Below are 18,153 nucleotides of genomic sequence, written 5' to 3'. Positions count from 1 at the left end.
TATGCAGATAGTTAAAACCGTGTCCGCGTTGCAGGCCACCCTGAAAATTTGGCGGCAAGCGGGGGAAATTATCGCTTTTGTGCCGACCATGGGGAATTTACATCGTGGCCATTTACAATTGGTGCAGGCTGCGAAAACCCGGGCGAACCGTGTGGTCGTCAGTATTTTCGTCAACCCGACCCAGTTTGGTGTGGGTGAGGATTTCGAAAGCTATCCGCGTACCGAGCAGGAAGACCGGCAAAAACTTCATGAAGCCGCCACGGATTTGTTGTTTTTGCCGGCTGTTACAGAGGTGTACCGGCCTGATGCCCAGACTGTCATTTCGGTGACGGGGGTTTCCGGGCGTTATTGCGGCGCCTCTAGGCCAGGGCATTTTGCAGGCGTGGCGACAGTGGTCTGTAAGTTGTTCAATATAGTGCAGCCGGATATTGCCGTGTTTGGCGAAAAGGACTTTCAGCAATTGGCGGTGATCCGTGCAATGGTCAGGGATTTGAATATTCCTGTCGATATCCTGAGTGTGGCGACGGTACGTGAAGCCAGTGGTTTGGCGATGAGTTCCAGGAACCATTATCTAAGCGCTGAGGAAAGGAACATCGCCGCCTCCTTATACAAATCCCTATGCACGGCACAGGAGGCCATTTTGCTGGGTGGCCAAACCTATTCGGAAATCGAACGGCAGGCGTTGCAGTATCTTCAGCAAGCCGGATTCCAACCCGATTATTTTAGTATTTGCCGCAGCCAGGATTTACAGGCCGCAACACCAGACGATAGCGAATTGGTCATTTTAGCGGCAGCAAAGCTCGGTAAGACACGCCTGATTGACAACGTGAGCTTTTCATTATCAGCCGCGAAAGCCCCCAAAAGTTGAAGCAGTATCCAAATTAAGGGATAATCCCCCGTTTTTTTACGTATTTTATAGTGTTTTATTATGCAAATTACGATGCTTAAGGCGAAGTTACATAGAGCCACGGTCACCCGTTCGGAGCTGGGTTATGAGGGGTCGTGTGCGATTGACGGTAATATCCTTGACCTGTCAGGCATCAGAGAATACGAACAGATCCAGATTTACAATATCAATAATGGGGCGCGTTTCACCACTTATGCGATACGTGCCAAAGAAAATTCAGGCGTATTTTCTGTTAACGGGGCTGCCGCCCGCCTTGCTTGTCCAGGTGATTTGATCATTGTTTGCGCTTATGCCAGCCTAACTAAAGAAGCTGCCGATCAACATAAGCCCGTGTTGGTTTATTTTAATGAAAAGAACGAGGTTTTGCGTTCTGCTTCAGAGATTCCGGTGCAGCTTGATTAAAAAAGGTTTTTTATAGGGGCTGCCAAGCTTCGTTGGTTATTTCTTTATAATGTCCCGTGGACGGAAAAGGCTTCAAGCGGGCGGTATCTTTTGATATTCACATAAAGGCGGTGGGGCCTAACAGCCTGTTTCCAGGTTCTGCCGCCAGTTAAAAACTACTGTGCCAAATCAGGCATCCCGTATTGAAGCCATCCAGTCTCCAATCCCGCTGTAGACCTAAGCGCTAAGTTTCCAATTCCCCCCAATCACAGTGGCCTTTAGCGTTTAATGGCGCTGGCGCAGAAACCCTGTTTGTAGCCGTAAACGCTTAAGTTTCCCCGTTCAAGCTGTGGATAGTTAGATAATAGTTCCAATAGCATTTAAGTGTTCACTACAAGCAGGTTACAATAGCGGCATTTATTTCGAAAAAATGCAGGTGTTTCCCCTTGGCTAAAAAAATTATCCGCATTGCCACCCGGCAAAGCCCCTTAGCTGTATGGCAAGCAGAACATGTTGCCAGGCGTCTTGAACAGCTTTTTCCTGAAATAAGCACCGAGCTTGTGAAAATGGTGACACGAGGCGACAAAATACTCGATGCGCCATTAGCCAAAGTTGGCGGTAAAGGGCTATTTGTAAAAGAATTGGAGCAGGGGATGTTGGAAGGGAGTGCGGATATTGCCGTGCATTCCATGAAAGATGTCCCGGTTGAGTTTCCTGAAGGCCTGCATTTGGCGGCGATTTTATTGCGTGAAGATCCAACGGATGCCCTGGTGTCCAATGTTTACCGGTCCATAGATGAATTGCCCGCGGACGCCCGCATTGGCACTTCAAGCCTACGCAGGCAATGCCAAATTAAAGAACGCTTTCCTGATGCCGAGATTATCCCGCTTAGGGGAAATGTCAACACGCGTCTGGCCAAGCTCGATGCCGGGGATTATGACGCGATTGTCCTTGCGTCTGCTGGCTTAAAACGATTAGGTCTGGCAGGGCGGATTAGCCAGCCCTTGGCTGTCGCCATCAGCTTGCCGGCAATTGGGCAAGGGGCCATCGGTATAGAATGTCGGGCTGATGATGCAAAAATTAATGCCATGTTGGCGGCCTTGCATGATGTTGACACTGGTCTGTGTGTCAGTGCGGAAAGGGCCATGAATGCACGGTTACAGGGTGGTTGCCAGGTGCCCATCGCGGGATTTGCCGTTAGGCAAGGCGGACAGTTATTTATGCGTGGTTTAGTGGGCGCCCCTGATGGTGGCGTGGTGTTCCGCAGTGAAGGCAGCGCACCATTGGCCCAAGCCGAAGAGCTGGGGCGATCCATAGCAGAAGATTTGTTAAGCCAGGGGGCGGATAAAATCCTGCAAGCATTGTTTGCCCAATGACTGGTTTAAATGGCGCGAACATCTTAGTCACGCGGCCTGCCCATCAGGCCGAAAGCTTATGCCGACTGATTGAAGGCCAGGGGGGAAATGCCGTCCGATTCCCTACCCTGGAGATCGTGGCAGTCCCTGAACCAGGGCAAGTGCAAAATATCTTGGCCAATTTAGGGAAATTTGATTGGTTAATTTTTATCAGCGTCAATGCGGTAAATTTTGCGCTCAAGGCGAATGGTGGCAAAATACCGCGATTAAATTCAGTACGTTTTGCCGCTGTTGGCCTGGCTACAGCCCAGGCGTTGGCTACCGCTGGTTTGGCCGTTGATCTGGTGCCTGGGCAAGGCTATAACAGTGAAGCCTTGCTCGCATCTTCGATGTTACAGAGCGTGGGTGGCCAGCATTTCTTGATTGTGCGCGGGGAAGGTGGGCGGGAAGAACTGGCAACGGTATTACGGGGTAGGGGCGCAGAAGTCGATTATCTGGATGTTTATAGGAGAGTGATCCCCGTCGCCGATAATGCTGAAGTGCTAGGGCTAATAACGCAACATCAATTGGATGCCATCACTGTCACGAGCGGTGACGCCTTGCAGAACCTGTTGATGATGGTTGCCCCGCAATATCACGGCTTATTGTTGGCAATACCTATTGTCGTGGTGAGCGGCAGAATTGCGCAGATAGCAGGCCATTTAGGATTTAAGCAAATTGTGGTGGCGGCGCAGCCTGCCGACACGGCAATTCATGAAGCAGTAACTATGTGTTTAACGGGGAAATAACGTGGCAGAATTGGGTGAACAACAAAAACAAGAAGTGGGCGAAACCATCAAAGCCCACCGGTCACGAAACGGATTTTGGTTTAGTATCATTATTTTACTGATTATCGCCAGTGTTGCGGGTGCAGGTTTTTACTTATTTATGCAATTGCGTGACCGCCAGGAAGGGTTGGGCGGTGAAGTAAAAGGGCAAATGTCAAAACAAATCGCTGATTACCAAAACCAACTGACAGCGATCCAAAACCAATTGGCCGCCCTGGAAACTGACATTAGCAGCAAGGACGAGCGTTTTTCCAAGACCTTGGCCGATTTCTCCCTATTACATAACGAAAAGCTCGATAACACACGCAAGGAACTGGATGAGGCCATACAGCGCATTCAACGCCAACTGGGCAAGACCCGGGGCGACTGGCTGATCGCCGATGCCGAATACTTGCTGAGCGTCGCCAATGAAAGGCTGCATTTGATCGGCGATGTCAACACTACGCGCGAGGCCTTGGAAGCCGCAGACCAACGTTTGAGGGAAAGCGGTGATGTTGGTGTCATCAAAGTGCGTGAGCAAATTGCCAAAGATATTGCGCTGATCCGCAGCCTGGACGTACCTGATATTGTTGGTATTTACGCGTCAATACAAGGCTTGGAAAGCTCGGCTGACAAATTAAGTTTACTGTTGCCATATTCCGGAAAGTCCCTGGTGCCCTCCACGGAGATCCATGACCACGCCGATAGCAGCGAGGCGGGGCATGATATGTTGCAATCGGTGATAGACCACTTGGAGGGGATTGTCACCATCCGTCATAGTGACCAGCCCGTCAAAGAAATCTTGACCCCCGAACAGGCACAGTTTATCCATGAACAACTGCGGGTCAAGTTGGAAATGATCAAAATTGCTTTGGTTGAACACAATGAGGCAATTTATCAGGCTAGCTTGCTTGACGCGAAAAATTGGCTTGAACAACATTTCACCAAAAATGAGGAAAGCAGGGCTTTGCTAAGTGAATTGGAACGGTTGATGTCCATTAAAATCCGTAGCCAATTCCCGGATATCAGCCAGTCATTTAAAATGTTGAGGGATATTGCGAAACTAAGGTTGGAAGCCGATAAAGGCATGAAGGCAGAAGAACCTGTGGTGGCCCCGTTAGCCCCACCCGCTCAAACACCTCCGCTGCCCACCATGGAAGCCCCCGCCCAAACACCGCCAGTAAAAACCATAGGGCGTCCCGGTGGTAAAACCCTGCCGGAAGCACAATAACTAGAGCATCCAAATGAAAAAAATACTTTATTTTCTAGTTGCTCTTATTGCTGCCGTTGCCGCTGCATTTTTTGCCAACAACTGGTTACAAGGGTTTGACACGCCAGGCTATGTGCTCATGGGCATCGGGCATTGGTCTTTGGAAACAACCCTGTCGGTTTTCGCTGTCACCCAGATTATGGGTTTTTTTGTCTTGTACTTTGTGTTCAGAAGTTTAGGTTACTTGATCAGGCTGCCTGGCCGACTTAAGCATAGGTCTAGGGCGGTAAAATTTAACCGTTCCCAAGAGGCATTGATCACTGGTTTGGTTGATTCAGCGGAAGGCAATTGGGAAAAAGCGGAAAACATCCTGATTAAACATGCATCACATAGCGGTGCGCCGTTGCTCCATTATTTGACCGCCGCTAAAGCCGCACAGTCCCGTGGGGCTTTTGACAAACGCGATGAATATCTCAAGAAAGCCAATGATCAGGCTCCGGATTCTTCCATCGCCATCGGTTTGACCCAAGCGGAATTGCACTTGTCCGGCAATGAGTTTGACCAAGCCTTGGAAACGTTGACCAAATTGCATTCAATTGAGCCAGGGCATGCCAGTGTCTTGAAATTGTTGCATCAGACTTATCAGACGATGGGCGATTGGGAAAGTATGCGCAAATTATTGCCTTCCCTACATACGCACAAGGTGTTGATGGAAACCGAAATTAAGTTGTTGGAAACGGAGGCGTTCAGCAAATTGTTAAAGCAATCGGCTGAAACTGGCGATGTTGGCGCGATTCAAAAACGGTGGGCGGAAGTCCCCAATTATATTAGAAAAATACCGGGAATTTCAGCAATCTACTTTGCGGCTATGATCAACGCCGGGGCAGGCGCCGATATTGAGGACGAGCTGGCGTTGGCGTTGTCAATCGATTGGGACAACACCTTGTTGGTGCTGTTCGGCAGCGTCCCATCCAATGATGTTTCAAAACAGCTGGCAATGGCTGAACGATGGTTGTCATTACATGAAAATGACCCGGTGTTGCTGACTATCTTAGGGAAATTGAGCGCAAAGTCTGCGGGTAATGAAAAAGCCCGTGAATATTTGGCACAAAGCATCGCTGTTGAACCTACCGTGCTGGCCTATCAACTGTTAGGTGATTTATTGTTTGCGGAAGGCGACCAGGCTGAAGCCAGCCGATGTTACAAACAGGGGCTTGAATTGGCATCCAGTGAAATTATCAGCCGTATCAATACCATATCTTATTGACATCTATTTTTCGGATGTTAACCCGGCATTGAAAACCGTTATTTAAGATTGTGTTAAGGCAGCTCCCGGCAAAATAGCCCCAATTACCGGAGATTGTCGATGAAAACACACACAGATAATTCAGTACAGGGCGTTGTTTTGGCAAAGCGGCGCTTTTTGAAGCAAATGATGTACGGTTCCCTGCTGGCGATGGGGGGGGCGCCAATAGCCAATGCCACTGCACACCGTGTCCCGCTTTCGCATAAAACTATCGCTTTACATCACCCGCAAACGGGAAACCAGCTCAACATCACTTATTTTGAACAAGGCCGTTATCTAAAAGACGCCTTACTCGAAATTGACCATCTCCTACGCGATCACCATTCTGGAGCCATTCATAGGATTGATCCGGTATTGATTGACCAGCTCCATGACCTGAAGCAGCTACTGGGTGCCCGCAAGCCTGTCCAGGTTATTTCCGCTTACCGCTCCCCCTACACTAACGCCAGCTTGCGCAACCACAGCCATCGTGTCGCCAAACACAGTTTGCACATGGAGGGGCGGGCTATTGATATACGCATTGAAGGTGTGCCCACCGCCATAGTGAAAAAAGCCGCTTTGGCGATGCGGCGCGGCGGTGTCGGCTATTACCCCAGCGCCGATTTTGTGCATTTGGACACTGGGGAAATTAGGAGCTGGTAGTTTTTATTTGTTGATTTCAACAGTTTTTATCGCTTCAATTGGCGGTAAGGGCGGCTCTTCTTGGAGTTTTTCCGTCGTACTGCTGGTTTCGGCAAACAACATGTGATCGGATAGTTCGCCAGGGTTTTTAAGGGCTTCATGCAACACGGTGTCATGATCGTAAATATCCGCATAAAACACGAGTTGGTTGTCATGGTCAAAAAACGCGGTGGTATAAAAGAATAAAACCGGAATCGGTTTATCCAAAATAACCCGCTGCATTTTTGGTGAGCCCATGGCCTTTTGTATCCTCGCCTTATCCCAACCTTTTTGGTTTTTCAACGCAAATTCCGCCAAACCTTCCGGATCGTCCACGCGCACGCAACCATGGCTGAAATCACGGCGTGAGCGGCTGAATAAGGCATTGGCAGGGGTATCATGTAAATACACATCATCCTTATTGGGGAAGAGAAATTTTACCCGCCCTAATGCGTTTTTCTTGCCCGGTTTTTGGCGTACCCGTAGCACGCCTTGCTTCAATTGTGCAAGGGTGGATTCCGAAAAACCCACCACCCCATTTTTGGACACCAATTCCATATTTTCTTTATCGAGATAACCCGGGCCATTGCCCAATTTGGGGATGATTTCATCTTTGACTATGTTATAAGGCACATTCCAGTACGGCGAAAAATCAATAAAACTCATATTGGCCATTAATACGGGGGTTTGGTTTTTCATGGCCTTGCCGACGACGACCCGCATTTGGGTAATGTTTGAATCAATGTCGTTGACATCGTTAAGCGCCCAAAGGTGGAACGCCGGAATGTTAACGATAATCGAAGGGTCGGTGCTCAGTTCCGGTAGCCAACGCAGCCGCTCCATAGCCAGTTCTATTTGCTCGACCCGCTTGGGCAGGCCGGTATTCAGTTCCACCGCCGTCGACTTGCCAATAACGCCATCAGGGGACAGCCCGTGCCGGCGCTGAAAATTTTTCATCGCAGTGACCATTTCATCGCTGTAACGTGTGGGCTTATTGGGGTTAGCTAGTTTCTGCCTGTTGGGCAAATCACCCATGGCCGTTAAAAAATCATTCAGTGCACCGGCTTCAGGCAGGTTCTCCCCTGGACGGATTGGATGTTTGAAGGCCATTGCAAATGGCCGGATGTTTTGGGCCAATTCCCGATAATGGGCCAATGCTGGTTTTAATAGTTGGTATTGCTTTAATTGGGGTTCGACCATGGCGGGCAATTGCGTTATGGTCTGCCGTTCGATGCTGGCCTTGATTAAGGCGGCTAAGTCAATGGTCTTTTTATCACGTAATTTGAGGTTGAAATTGATGACTTGAGGGCTGACGCGCCCATAATGCAAATCATGCAAAAAACGGAGTAGCGATAGGCTCAGTGCCGTGTCATAACTCGCCTGCTCCCGGTAAGCGTTAAAGCTCGAATGTAAAACAGCGGGCAATTTTTTCTGTAGGGCTTCCGTGTCGTATTGGTCTTTTTGCAAACCGTTGGCGGCTGCGTTTTCCAGTAGCTCTAGCACCGCCGGGATGTTTTTTTCGGATGCGGCGGTGCCCAGCCATAACAATTGGTAATTGCCCATCTTATACAATGCGTCCAAATCTTCTGAACGGTTGGCAAAATTGGCAGGCAACAAAAAGGGGTGCTGTTTGGCGGAAATAATGGCGGTAATTTCTTGGCTAATGGGGGAGGCATCTAGGATGGCCGGTTCGGCCAATAATGCCGGTGCTGACACGCCCAGGCAAATAAGCACTAATAAGCGGGTGGATTGCCGGCGTAGCCAGTTGGTTGGAGAACCGTATTCGTCCATTAAGGAGCACGGCTTTATTTTCGGCACATACGCGCCATAATAATGAGTATTTGCCAATGTGTTCAGTTGCATAAAATATCCAGTTGTTGGCTTAGCTGCCGGTACGCCAATATTGTATAGCCAATATTACCACTAACGGACTGTTTAAATAGGCGATTATCAAGCCAGCGTGTTTTGTTAAATGATCAGATGTAAGCCCATTTTACACTAAGTCAAGTGTTATGATTTATGACAAATGCACATTCAGCTTTAGAATGCAGAAAATAGTACGGTAAATTTATGCTATGTTATGAAATACTTACTCAAATGGTTGCTAGACGGGAAGATGGACAATGAATGAAATCGTGAGCAGGGCGCCTGAAAATATTTTCGACACTTGGGGGCTATATCGGAAAATCGTCAATTCCAATCATATGTTCCACAAGGAAATTTACGCCGATATAGCGGAAGCGCTACAACCGTCCCCCCGTAATTTCACCTTACTGGATCTAGGGAGTGGCGATGCCGCCCATTTGGCTCCGGTTCTGGCCCAGTTGCCAATAGGTAGCTATTGTGGGGTGGATTTATCGTTGACCGCATTGGGTTTTGCGGGACAAAACCTCAGCATGTTGGCGTGTCCTGTGGAATTACAGCACGGTGATTTATTGCAAGTGCTTAAAGGCAAAAAAGGGCGTTATGACGTGGTCTTCACCAGCTTTGCCTTACACCATCTGGATGCTAGACAAAAAGCCGATTTTTTCAAAGCCGCCCATGCGCACCTTAATACCGGCGGTTTTTTGTTGATGGTTGATACCGTACGTGAAGAACACGAAGACTTGCCCGGATATTTGGAGGCTTATTGTACTTGGGTACATAAGTGGCAAGGGATAGACAACGAAGAGCAAGGGCTTGTTTGCCGGCATATTCTCGACAATGATTTTCCTGAAACGCTTTCCACCTTAAAAGTTTTCTCACAACAGGCGGGTTTTGCCTCCTGCCAGGCTATTAGCCGTTATAAATGGCATAGCGTGTTACGGTTTGGACGTTAAATGCACACAGATTCCCTAGGTAAAATGTACTATCAAGGCATAAAAAAAACCATTGTCCTACGTCCTTTGGGTAAAAAAGGTGCCTATATTGCTGACACCAACCCATTGCTGGCGCGTATTTTTTCCAGCCGGGGGGTGGTTTCGGCTGATGAGTTGGACAGAAGCTTGGCAAAGCTCCCGTCACCGTGGCTGTTGTCTGGCATGGAAACAATGGTGGCGCAACTCATCGCCGCGCTGCAAGGGCAAAAAAAGATAGTCATCGTCGCTGACTTTGATGCGGATGGTGCGACCAGTTGCGCGCTTGCCATCAAGGGTTTGCAATTGCTGGGGGCAGGGGAGGTGGCGTTTGTCGTACCGAACCGTTTTGAATACGGTTATGGGTTGACGCCAGAGATCGTCGAACTGGTCAAACAGCAACGGCCTGATGTGTTGGTCACCGTGGATAACGGCATTTCCAGCCTGGATGGCGTTAAAGCGGCCAAGGCCGCCGGTATCACCGTACTGGTCACTGACCACCATCTGCCGGGTGCGGAATTGCCCGCCGCCGACGCCATCGTCAACCCCAATTTGCCGGATGACCCGTTCCCTAGCAAAGCCCTTGCGGGGGTTGGTGTGATGTTTTATGTGCTACTGGCTTTGCGCAGCCGCTTGCGGGAACTGGGCTGGTTCAGCGTGCGGCAAATACCCGAACCGAATCTGGCGCAACTGCTGGATTATGTGGCCTTGGGGACGGTCGCCGATGTGGTGCCCTTAGACGCCGTCAACCGTATATTGGTGCATCAGGGCCTGCAAAGGATACGCTCCGGGCGCAGCCATCCCGGTTTACAGGCATTGCTTAAAATTGCCGGGAAAAATCCGTTGACGGTTGTGCCTGCCGATTTGGGGTTTGCGCTGGGGCCGCGCTTAAATGCAGCTGGACGCATGGATGACATGTCATTAGGTATCCAATGCTTGTTGACCGATGACGGCAAACTGGCGACTGACATTGCCATGCAGTTGGATGATTTGAATAATGACCGCCGCGACATCGAGGGGCAGATGAAATTTGAGGCGATGGAGTTATTGGCGGATATGAAAAAACTTGATGGGCATCATGCCCCTGCTGGCGTATGTTTGTACGATGCAAACTGGCATCAGGGGGTGATTGGCATTTTAGCGGCACGCATCAAAGACCAGTTGCACAGGCCAGTGATTGCCTTTGCCCCGGCAGGCAAGGACTTGATCAAAGGCTCGGCACGCTCTATCCCTGGAGTGCATATCCGTGATGTGTTGAGCGACATTGCCACAACGCATCCGAAAATCCTGAGCAAGTTTGGCGGCCATGCTATGGCGGCGGGTTTGACATTGGCCATGCACGACTACCCCGCTTTTGCGTTGGTGTTCGATGAACAGGTCGGCAAGCATTTAAGCCAAGTTGACCTTGAACAAAAAGTGTTTTCAGATGGCGAGTTGGCCGAACAGGATATGTCGCTTGAGATTGCGGACACGCTACAAAACGCCGCAACCTGGGGGCAGGGTTTTCCTGAACCCGTCTTCCACGGCCAGTTTGATGTGGTGCAGGCGCGGATTGTCGGGCAGAAACATCTTAAACTGGTCTTGCGCGTCCGCCAAGGCCAATTACTGATTGACGCGATCGCCTTTTTCATCGACCAACCGGAACAATGGTTGGGGGTCAGGCAAATCGTTGCGGCGTATAAACTGGACATCAACGAATATAGAGGTCAGCGCAGTGTGCAGTTTATTTTGCATTATTTGGAAAAAATAGCCTGATAAGGCCTGCCAGGTTTCCGTGTATAAGGCAATTAACCGGATTCTCCCTTGCTTATGCCCACCTAACCACAAAAAAACTATCTGGCCACCAGCTTGAAATGGCTACAAGATCAACCAAGCCATCGCCCAGTACGCGGAAGACATCACTTTCGGGTGGCTCTGATAGGATAGGCCCGATGGCCTGTTTGCCCTCTGGAGGCATGTCAGAATGGCGATGACACGATGGCCATTTAAGCAGAAATATCCACAAACCCATGCACCCCGCGTTTGGATTTGACAGCCAACCATTCCTTAAGCATCAGCAATTCTTCGGTTTCGTGCAAACCCTCCAGGCTTTGTTTGTTCCTGAGCAAACGGAACGCGGCGGCGAGGATGTTATAGCGTTCGCCCGTGATCCCTGCACGCCTTAAGCCTACGGTGTTGAGTTTGTAATGCTTGGCTGGCCTCCCGCCGATCAGCGTGAAGGGGATCACGTCCATGTTCAAGCCAGTGGTGCCTTGGACTATCGCAAAAGCACCGATGCGGCAGAATTGATGGACGACGACCGCGCCGCCCATGAACACGTTATTGCCGATTTGGACATGGCCGCCTATCGCCACGTTGTTGGCAAAAATGGTTTTGTTGCCAATGCTGCAATCATGGGCGACATGGCTGTTGTTCATAAAGTAACAGCCGGAACCGATGCGGGTCTCGCCATCCGGTTTGGATGCCCGATGGGCGGTGAAACCTTCACGGAACACATTATTATTGCCGCACACCAACCACGACACCGTATTGGCATTAAAGCTGGTGTCTTGAGGCAAATCCCCTAGCACAGCGTGCGGATGCAGGATATTGCCGTCGCCCATTTTGACGAATGGCTGCACCACCGCATGTGCGCCAATTTTACAATTATCACCAATTTCGACCGCACTTTCGATGACGGCAAACGGGCCGACGGTGACGTTTTTGCCTAATTTGGCACCCGTGGCAATGTAGGCGGTGGGATGGATGGTTGCTGTCATTAAGTTATTATCCTCGTGGGTGATATTTGGCGTGCAGTTCTTTTAAGCGTTGGTTGGCGATATGGGTATAAATTTGCGTGGTGGACAAATCCGAATGCCCCAACAACAATTGCACCACTCGCAAATCCGCACCATGATTGAGCAAATGGGTGGCAAAGGCATGGCGCAAGGTATGAGGTGAAAGTTCCTTGTTGATGCCTGCGGCCAGCGCATGGCGTTTGATGATATACCAAAAGGCCTGGCGCGTCATATTGCTGGCGCGGTTGGTGACGAACAAGTAATCGCATTGCCGTTCGCCCAATATGGCCTTCCGCGCTTGCCCCATATAACCTTCCAACCAGTCCATCGCCTCTTCGCCAACAGGGATCAGGCGTTGTTTGTTGCCTTTGCCCGTGACCCGCAGCACGCCTTGCCGGAAACTGACTTGTTCAAATTTGAGGTTGACCAGTTCGGTGACCCGCAATCCTGTGGCGTAGAGCATTTCCAACATAGTCTTGTCGCGGTAACCTAGCGGGTTGCTGGTTTCGGGCGCGGCGAGCAGCAGTTCCACATCGGCTTCGGACAAGCTCAACGGCAGTGGATGGCCTATATGCGGGGAAGCTATCAACGCAGTCGGGTCTACACTGATACGGTTTTCGCGGATGTAATAGCCGTAAAAACGGCGCAAACTGGACAAGATCCGTGCCGACGAGCGGTTGCCGATGCCGTCTTTGAAACGGCTGCCTAAGAATCCGGACACTTGGGTGTTGTCAACTTCCAGCAGCGGTTTGCTTCCCAGCCATTTGGCAAAAATACGCAAATCGCTACGGTATGCGGACAAGGTGTTTTCGCTCAAGCCTTGTTCCGCCCAGGCGGCATCAAGGAATTGGTCTATCAGATCATCAGCGGTCACGTTTTCTTTTATCCACGAAAGCCACGAAAAGCACGAAAAAAAGATAGGGAAAATAGGCTATGGTTTTTTTGAGGCGTTCTATCAAAAATGTGTGGAAAAGGACAGTAGAACGGATTGTGCCATAAAGAATTTTTGTGCTTTTCGTGTTTTTGGTGGACAGGATGTAGCATTTGTTGTCTCTTCGCGTTTTTCGTCCTTGGCAATTGCCCCATCACGACCTGCCGATACCGTAATAAATAAGGCCCATTTCTTTAAGCAATTCCGGTTCATACAAGTTCCGTCCGTCAAAAATGACACCGTCTGTCAGGGTATTTTTAATCAGGTCAAAATCCGGGCTCCAGAAGTTTTTCCATTCGGTCACCACCAGCAAGGCGTCCGCGCCTGCCAGGGCCTCTTCGGCGGTATCGGTTAGCGTCAGGCCAGGTTTGTCGCCGTAAATCCGCCGTGCTTCGGCCATGGCTTCCGGGTCATAAGCGCGGACGTTGGCTCCGGCGGCGATTAAGGCTTCAAGGATCACCCGGCTGGGGGCTTCGCGCATATCGTCGGTTTTCGGTTTGAACGCCAAGCCCCACATCGCAAAGGTTTTACCTTGCAAATCGCCTTGGTAATGCGCGGACACTTTGGTGAACAGCACTTGTTTTTGGCGGTTATTGACGTTTTCAACGGCGTTCAACAATTCCGCCTGATAACCCATTTGCTGGGCGGTGCGTTCCAAGGCTTTGACATCTTTAGGGAAACAGGAACCACCATAACCGCAACCCGGATAGATAAACGAGTAACCGATGCGGGTGTCCGACCCGATCCCGTTGCGCACATGTTCAATGTCCGCACCTAAGCGTTCGGCGAGGTTCGCCAGTTCGTTCATAAAGCTGATTTTAGTCGCCAACATGGCGTTGGCGGCATATTTGGTCAGTTCCGCCGAACGCACGTCCATCGTGATGATGCGTTCATGGCTACGGTTAAACGGGGCGTACAGGGCTTTCAGCAGCTTTTCGGCCTTGGTGTTGTCCGTGCCGATAATGATACGGTCAGGTTTCATAAAGTCATCAATCGCCGCGCCTTCCTTTAAAAACTCGGGGTTGGAGACGACATCATAAGGGATGTCCACCACACGGGCATCCTGCACGTGCTCGATCACTTCCTTGACGCGGTCTGCCGTACCGACCGGAACCGTGGACTTGTCGACGATCACGCGGTATTCGTGCATGTTTTCGGCGATGGATTTGGCGACCGCCAACACATATTGCAAATCGGCGGCACCATCTTCATCGGGCGGCGTACCGACGGCGATAAATTGGAAGACGCCGTGTTCGACCGCTTCCAGAACATTCGTGGTGAATTTCAAACGGCCTGCCCGTAGGTTATCCTTAACCATTTCGTCAAGCCCGGGTTCAAAAATAGGCACGATGCCCCGTTTCAAGTTTGCTATTTTAGTTTCATCGACATCGATACAGAGCACGTCATTACCGACTTCCGCCAGACAAACGCCCGTAACAAGACCTACATAACCTGAACCAAATACTGTTACTCTCATGTGTTTTCCTTAGTTAGCAATCGTAAGCTGAAGTTTTGAATAGTGAAAAAGACCGGAAACGGGAGATTGAAGACGGGTATGGATTTTTTCTAATGGCTCTTGGATGCGGCTAGTGGGCCGATAAGGTTGCCAATCCTTTTGGCATTTTCCTGCCAATAGAGTTTTTTTTCGTCTAGCGTTTGGGCGGCAGCTAGGCCGAGCCGCTGGCGCAGGTTTTCATCAAAGCATAACTCCCGTAGCTGTTCGGTAAATGCTTGTTCTTCGTTAGGGTTAAACAACAGCGCATCGCTACGGTGCGTCAAAATTTCCCGGATATTGGCACGGTCAGGGGCGATGATGGCTTTGCCCAAGACCATATATTCAAACAATTTCAATGGCGATGCATAGGCGACCACATCCGGTTGCAAGGCGATATCAAAAACGGCGACATAACGGGCGACCTCGTCCCTATCAACAATGCCCGTAATGCTGACGCGGTCGCTTATGCCCAGCGATGCGGCTTGTTGTTCGATGGCATCCCGGGCGGGGCCGTCGCCGACCAGCAATAAATGCCAATTACGGCCCTGGTTATCGGCAATCGCCTGGACTACCTTGTCCAGCCTATGCCAGTCGCGGACAAATCCCGTAAACCCCAAAACTAACTTATTTTTAAGCTGGTAACGTTCTATCACATCCGTGCTGTCGATGGCTCTGCCAAAGCGTTGTTGGTTAATGCCGTTGGGGATAATGGTTATGCGGTGTTCCGGCACCCCGGCGGCAATGATTTTTTCGGCTAAGACCCGCGTCACGGGCAGGACATGATCGGCTTGTTTCCAGACATAGGTTTCCGACCATTTTGCTAGCCAGTCCAGTTGTATGCCATCATGTTTTTTGCGTTCTTCAAACAACGGTGCATTGACTTCCAGCAACAACGGCAATTTGAATAGTTTTTTTGCCCAAATGCCGGATGGGAAGAACAGGTTGTAGCGTTCGTAAATGACATCGGGCTTATGCTTCAATATCAAGGGCACCAATTTGGCAAAATCAAACAGTGCGTAAGAGAATTCTATAAATTCATGCAAAAAACCAGGTAGGAGTGTGCGCATCAATTTTACGGAATTGGAGCTCGCACCAAAGCCTTTCTGTTCTGTGGCTTCGGGCTCCGCCATAATAATCTCGTGGCCTAATGCTTTTAAAGCCGTAATTAGCTCTTCAATATGCACATATTGCCCGTCTTTGGAGGCAATACGGTGGTGATAGAGAATCTTCATCTTGTGGGTAATCAAAAGTATGTCCTAAAGGCTTCGGGCGTGCTTCGTAAGGCTTTCCAGCACTGCGTGCACGCCGTCCACGGTATCGTCCCAAGAAAATTGTTCGGCATAGTGGCGGGTGTTTTGCCGCTGTGGGTAGTTTGAAAACAGCGCCTTGACGCCTTGGGCAAGGCCATCGGCCGTCCGTTGCGCGACCAGCACGCCCGCGTCGGGCGAACGCACCACTTCCGGCGTCCCCCAAATCGAGGTCGCCACCACCGGGGTGCCACATGCCATGGCTTCCAACAAGACATTCGCCCAGCCTTCCCGGCTGGAGGCCAGGACTAGGGCGTCGGCGGCGTTATAAACGTCGGCCAGTTGCTGGTGTGCCATTGCCCCCAAAAAGCGGACTCTGCCGTTTAAGTTTAACTGGGTGGTTAAGGTTTGCAGGGCCGCCATTTCTTCGCCATCGCCAACGATCAGCAACTGGTATCCGGGCAATTGCCGCATAGCCTCAATCACCAAATGGTGGCCTTTGCGTTCAATCAGATGCCCGACCGATAACAAGGTGGGTTTGTCCAAGCCCATGTTGCGGCGGATAGCGGCACGGTCTTTCTGGCAAAACGTCTGCAAATCCACACCATTGCGCAAGGCGTGGATTTTGTCTCCAGGAACCCCCATTTCAACCATGGCTGTCCGCAGGGCTTCACAGACGGTGATGATTTGCCCTGCTTGCCGCGCCGCCCATAAAACCATAAGTTTCGGCAGGGCATGTTGTGGGATTAGGTTGATGTCCGTCCCACGGGCGGTAATCACCAGCGGCTTGTTGACCGCTTTGGCGATCATTGCCGCCGCGACGCCATCGGGGTAAAAATAATGGGCGTCAATGGCGTCAAAATCATAACCATTAGCGACCAGCCGTTTCACAAACGGTAAGCTTGCCGCCGCCAACAATGCGGGGGCCACCGTCATGCCAATTTTAGGTATCACGGGATAACGTGGATGATAAACATCTATGCCATAACGGCTTTCTTGTTTGGCAATGCGGGCGTAATCCGCATAAGCCCCAAAACGCGTGGAACTTGATGGGAACCAAGGTATGGGGGCGACCACTTTGGCTTCCAGTTGTTTTTGCGCCAGCAAATGCCTTAACCGCTGCTCAACAAAAATACCGTGACGCGATTGCACGTCATTAGGATATAAAGTGGTATAGGTGAGTATTTTCATAGTGGCGGGTTATTTTTATGGCGGCTATGTTATTGCATTAACGCTTTCCAGTCGAATAATGTATGCCGCTTGTCAATTTTTCGGCCAAACCGTTATAAACTATGCCCATTAAAAACTACCACACGGTCCAGCCGCGACATGAAACCAACCTTAATTGTGAGTGCAGTGCAGCAGCCCTGCAATGAAGACCGCCAAACCAACCTGGATTATTCCATTGCCAAAATCCACGAGGCCGCCGCCCAAAACGCCGATTTGGTGATTTTGCCCGAACTGCATCTGGGCCCCTATTTTTGCCAAAACGAAGATTATAACCATTTCGGCTTGGCGCAAGCGATTCCTGGCCCCACCACGGCAATATTGGCGGAAGTGGCCAAACAAGCAAAAGTCGTGATTGTCTCAACTATTTTTGAAAAACGCGCCCCCGGTTTATATCACAATACTGCCGTTGTGTTTGATAAAGACGGCAGCATTGCGGGCAAATACCGGAAAATGCATATCCCCGATGACCCTGGCTTTTATGAGAAATATTTTTTCACCCCAGGCGATCTGGGCTTCACCCCGATAGACACGTCTATCGGCAAATTGGGCGTTTTGATTTGTTGGGACCAATGGTATCCCGAAGCGGCGCGGTTGATGGCCTTAGCAGGTGCGGAACTGTTGATTTACCCCACCGCCATCGGCTGGGATGCCGAAGATACCCAAGAAGAGCAACAGCGCCAATTGGACGCCTGGGTGACTATCCAACGTGGGCACGCAGTCGCCAATGGCTTGCCGGTGATTGCCTGCAACCGCATCGGTTTTGAAAAAGCCCCCGATTCTGACAAAGGCATCCATTTTTGGGGCAACAGTTTTATCGCCGGCCCCCAAGGGGAAATCCTCAGCCGCGCCAATGCCACCGACAACACCTTGCTGACTTGGGCGCTGGACAGCACAAGGACTGAACGGGTCAGGCAAATTTGGCCTTATCTGCGCGACCGGAGGATTGATGCGTATGGGGATTTGGTCAAGCGGTTTATTGATTGAAAAACCAGGCTTTCAAGTATCGCCAGGTTT

General features: G+C 50.4%; 16 protein-coding genes. 10 read left to right on the top strand and 6 right to left on the bottom strand.

What is annotated here, in order from left to right:
- The first annotated feature begins 1 nt into the window (after position 1).
- From panC to METMI_RS0121665, 7 genes are all read left to right on the top strand, one after another.
- Positions 2-868 carry a pantoate--beta-alanine ligase gene (panC, locus tag METMI_RS0121695; RefSeq protein ID WP_019868400.1) on the top strand — a complete coding sequence of 289 codons (867 nt, stop codon included), beginning with the start codon at positions 2-4 and terminating at the stop codon, positions 866-868.
- Between the two features lie 60 nt (positions 869-928).
- Entirely contained in the window at positions 929-1,309 is a 381-nt protein-coding gene (gene panD, locus METMI_RS0121690; RefSeq protein WP_029151873.1) for an aspartate 1-decarboxylase, read from the top strand.
- Positions 1,310-1,734: 425 nt separating this feature from the next.
- On the top strand, positions 1,735-2,664 hold the full coding sequence (gene hemC, locus METMI_RS0121685) for a hydroxymethylbilane synthase (RefSeq protein WP_019868398.1): 930 nt from the start codon (positions 1,735-1,737) through the stop codon (positions 2,662-2,664).
- Complete coding sequence (locus METMI_RS0121680) at positions 2,661-3,431, top strand: uroporphyrinogen-III synthase (RefSeq protein WP_019868397.1); 771 nt, start codon at positions 2,661-2,663, stop codon at positions 3,429-3,431. Before hemC ends, METMI_RS0121680 begins: the two co-directional genes overlap by 4 nt.
- Position 3,432: 1 nt before the next feature.
- Entirely contained in the window at positions 3,433-4,680 is a 1,248-nt protein-coding gene (locus tag METMI_RS0121675) for a uroporphyrinogen-III C-methyltransferase (protein WP_019868396.1), read from the top strand.
- 13 nt (positions 4,681-4,693) lie between these two features.
- Entirely contained in the window at positions 4,694-5,926 is a 1,233-nt protein-coding gene (locus METMI_RS0121670) for a heme biosynthesis HemY N-terminal domain-containing protein (RefSeq protein ID WP_019868395.1), read from the top strand.
- A 99-nt stretch (positions 5,927-6,025) separates the two neighbouring features.
- A complete protein-coding gene (locus tag METMI_RS0121665) occupies positions 6,026-6,607 on the top strand; it encodes a YcbK family protein (RefSeq protein ID WP_019868394.1) in 582 nt (193 codons plus the stop codon).
- A gap of 3 nt (positions 6,608-6,610) precedes the next feature.
- On the opposite strand, the gene METMI_RS0121660 is transcribed toward METMI_RS0121665, so the two are convergent.
- Positions 6,611-8,488 carry a L,D-transpeptidase family protein gene (locus METMI_RS0121660; RefSeq protein ID WP_019868393.1) on the bottom strand — a complete coding sequence of 626 codons (1,878 nt, stop codon included), beginning with the start codon at positions 8,486-8,488 and terminating at the stop codon, positions 6,611-6,613.
- Positions 8,489-8,748: 260 nt separating this feature from the next.
- On the opposite strand from METMI_RS0121660, the gene METMI_RS0121655 reads away from it, so the two are divergent.
- Both METMI_RS0121655 and recJ read left to right on the top strand, forming a co-directional pair.
- Entirely contained in the window at positions 8,749-9,444 is a 696-nt protein-coding gene (locus tag METMI_RS0121655; protein WP_019868392.1) for a class I SAM-dependent methyltransferase, read from the top strand.
- Complete coding sequence (recJ, locus tag METMI_RS0121650) at positions 9,445-11,214, top strand: single-stranded-DNA-specific exonuclease RecJ (protein ID WP_019868391.1); 1,770 nt, start codon at positions 9,445-9,447, stop codon at positions 11,212-11,214.
- 230 nt (positions 11,215-11,444) lie between these two features.
- On the opposite strand, the gene lpxA is transcribed toward recJ, so the two are convergent.
- From lpxA to METMI_RS0121625, 5 genes are all read right to left on the bottom strand, one after another.
- Positions 11,445-12,218 (bottom strand): acyl-ACP--UDP-N-acetylglucosamine O-acyltransferase, encoded by a 774-nt coding sequence (gene lpxA / locus METMI_RS0121645; RefSeq protein WP_019868390.1) that lies wholly within the window; start codon positions 12,216-12,218, stop codon positions 11,445-11,447.
- Between the two features lie 7 nt (positions 12,219-12,225).
- On the bottom strand, positions 12,226-13,110 hold the full coding sequence (gene xerD, locus METMI_RS0121640; protein ID WP_019868389.1) for a site-specific tyrosine recombinase XerD: 885 nt from the start codon (positions 13,108-13,110) through the stop codon (positions 12,226-12,228).
- Between the two features lie 211 nt (positions 13,111-13,321).
- Positions 13,322-14,644, bottom strand: coding sequence for a UDP-glucose dehydrogenase family protein (locus METMI_RS0121635; RefSeq protein WP_019868388.1), 1,323 nt, complete (start codon positions 14,642-14,644; stop codon positions 13,322-13,324).
- Between the two features lie 89 nt (positions 14,645-14,733).
- The gene (locus tag METMI_RS25025) at positions 14,734-15,909 is read right to left on the bottom strand and encodes a glycosyltransferase family 4 protein (RefSeq protein ID WP_232215272.1); all 1,176 of its coding nucleotides are present in this window, start codon (positions 15,907-15,909) and stop codon (positions 14,734-14,736) included.
- A 9-nt stretch (positions 15,910-15,918) separates the two neighbouring features.
- Positions 15,919-17,100 carry a glycosyltransferase family 4 protein gene (locus METMI_RS0121625; RefSeq protein WP_019868386.1) on the bottom strand — a complete coding sequence of 394 codons (1,182 nt, stop codon included), beginning with the start codon at positions 17,098-17,100 and terminating at the stop codon, positions 15,919-15,921.
- A gap of 138 nt (positions 17,101-17,238) precedes the next feature.
- Between METMI_RS0121625 and METMI_RS0121620 the strand changes: the two genes are divergently transcribed.
- The gene (locus METMI_RS0121620) at positions 17,239-18,123 is read left to right on the top strand and encodes a carbon-nitrogen hydrolase (RefSeq protein WP_019868385.1); all 885 of its coding nucleotides are present in this window, start codon (positions 17,239-17,241) and stop codon (positions 18,121-18,123) included.
- The last annotated feature ends 30 nt before the right edge of the window (positions 18,124-18,153 follow it).

This window comes from Methylovulum miyakonense HT12 (assembly GCF_000384075.1).
Lineage (GTDB): Bacteria > Pseudomonadota > Gammaproteobacteria > Methylococcales > Methylomonadaceae > Methylovulum > Methylovulum miyakonense.
The sequence above is the reverse complement of the archived record's forward strand: the minus strand, read 5'-3'. Positions and strand labels throughout refer to the sequence as shown.

What these genes read in the sequence shown, in the direction of transcription:
- panC (WP_019868400.1), top strand. Translation starts at nt 2, where the DNA reads ATGCAGATAGTTAAAACCGTGTCCGCGTTGCAGGCCACCCTGAAAATT.
- panD (WP_029151873.1), top strand. Translation starts at nt 929, where the DNA reads ATGCAAATTACGATGCTTAAGGCGAAGTTACATAGAGCCACGGTCACC.
- METMI_RS0121680 (WP_019868397.1), top strand. Translation starts at nt 2,661, where the DNA reads ATGACTGGTTTAAATGGCGCGAACATCTTAGTCACGCGGCCTGCCCAT.
- METMI_RS0121670 (WP_019868395.1), top strand. Translation starts at nt 4,694, where the DNA reads ATGAAAAAAATACTTTATTTTCTAGTTGCTCTTATTGCTGCCGTTGCC.
- METMI_RS0121665 (WP_019868394.1), top strand. Translation starts at nt 6,026, where the DNA reads ATGAAAACACACACAGATAATTCAGTACAGGGCGTTGTTTTGGCAAAG.
- METMI_RS0121660 (WP_019868393.1), bottom strand. Translation starts at nt 8,488, where the DNA reads ATGCAACTGAACACATTGGCAAATACTCATTATTATGGCGCGTATGTG.
- METMI_RS0121655 (WP_019868392.1), top strand. Translation starts at nt 8,749, where the DNA reads ATGAATGAAATCGTGAGCAGGGCGCCTGAAAATATTTTCGACACTTGG.
- recJ (WP_019868391.1), top strand. Translation starts at nt 9,445, where the DNA reads ATGCACACAGATTCCCTAGGTAAAATGTACTATCAAGGCATAAAAAAA.
- lpxA (WP_019868390.1), bottom strand. Translation starts at nt 12,218, where the DNA reads ATGACAGCAACCATCCATCCCACCGCCTACATTGCCACGGGTGCCAAA.
- METMI_RS0121635 (WP_019868388.1), bottom strand. Translation starts at nt 14,644, where the DNA reads ATGAGAGTAACAGTATTTGGTTCAGGTTATGTAGGTCTTGTTACGGGC.
- METMI_RS0121625 (WP_019868386.1), bottom strand. Translation starts at nt 17,100, where the DNA reads ATGAAAATACTCACCTATACCACTTTATATCCTAATGACGTGCAATCG.
- METMI_RS0121620 (WP_019868385.1), top strand. Translation starts at nt 17,239, where the DNA reads ATGAAACCAACCTTAATTGTGAGTGCAGTGCAGCAGCCCTGCAATGAA.